The organism is Proteus sp. CA142267, from assembly GCF_003336825.1.
GTDB classification, from domain to species: Bacteria; Pseudomonadota; Gammaproteobacteria; order Enterobacterales; family Enterobacteriaceae; genus Proteus; species Proteus terrae.
On record NZ_QPMG01000025.1, the window covers coordinates 1 to 1,160 of the forward strand.

The window sequence follows — 1,160 nt, forward strand, 5'->3', positions numbered from 1 at the left end:
AAACCGCACGTTAACGTTGGTACTATCGGCCACGTTGACCACGGTAAAACAACTCTGACTGCTGCAATCACTACAGTTTTAGCTAAAACTTACGGTGGTTCTGCTCGTGCATTCGATCAAATCGATAACGCACCAGAAGAAAAAGCTCGTGGTATCACCATCTCTACTTCACACGTAGAATACGACACTCCAACTCGTCACTACGCACACGTAGACTGCCCAGGTCACGCCGACTATGTTAAAAACATGATCACTGGTGCTGCGCAAATGGACGGAGCTATCCTGGTTGTTGCTGCGACTGATGGCCCAATGCCACAAACTCGTGAGCACATCCTGTTAGGTCGTCAGGTTGGTGTTCCTTACATCATCGTATTCCTGAACAAATGTGACATGGTAGATGATGAAGAGTTACTGGAATTAGTAGAAATGGAAGTTCGTGAACTTCTGTCTCAGTACGATTTCCCAGGTGACGACACTCCAGTAATCCGTGGTTCAGCGCTGAAAGCACTGGAAGGCGAAGCTGAGTGGGAAGCAAAAATTGTTGAATTAGCAGAAGCACTGGATTCATACATCCCAGAACCAGAGCGTGCAATTGACAAACCATTCCTGTTACCAATCGAAGACGTATTCTCAATCTCAGGCCGTGGTACAGTAGTAACTGGTCGTGTTGAGCGTGGTGTTGTTAAAGTTGGTGAAGAAGTTGAAATCGTTGGTATCAAACCAACAGTTAAAACAACTTGTACTGGCGTTGAAATGTTCCGTAAATTACTTGACGAAGGTCGTGCAGGTGAGAACGTTGGTGTTCTTCTGCGTGGTACTAAACGTGAAGAAATCGAACGTGGACAAGTACTGGCAAAACCAGGTTCAATCAAGCCACACACTAAATTCGAATCAGAAGTTTATATTCTGAGCAAAGATGAAGGTGGTCGTCACACTCCATTCTTCAAAGGCTACCGTCCACAGTTCTACTTCCGTACAACTGACGTAACTGGTACTATCGAATTACCAGAAGGCGTAGAAATGGTAATGCCAGGTGACAACGTTAACATGATCGTTGAACTGATTCACCCAATCGCGATGGACGACGGTTTACGTTTCGCTATCCGTGAAGGTGGCCGTACAGTAGGTGCGGGCGTTGTTGCTAAAGTATTAGGTTAATT

1 protein-coding gene is annotated in these 1,160 nt (G+C 45.6%); it reads left to right on the forward strand.

Annotated features, from left to right (window positions below; genetic code table 11):
• Positions 1-1,158: elongation factor Tu (tuf, locus tag C0T34_RS18070; RefSeq protein ID WP_109850599.1), on the forward strand; the 1,158-nt coding region annotated here is incomplete at its 5' end.
• Positions 1,159-1,160 lie beyond the last annotated feature (2 nt).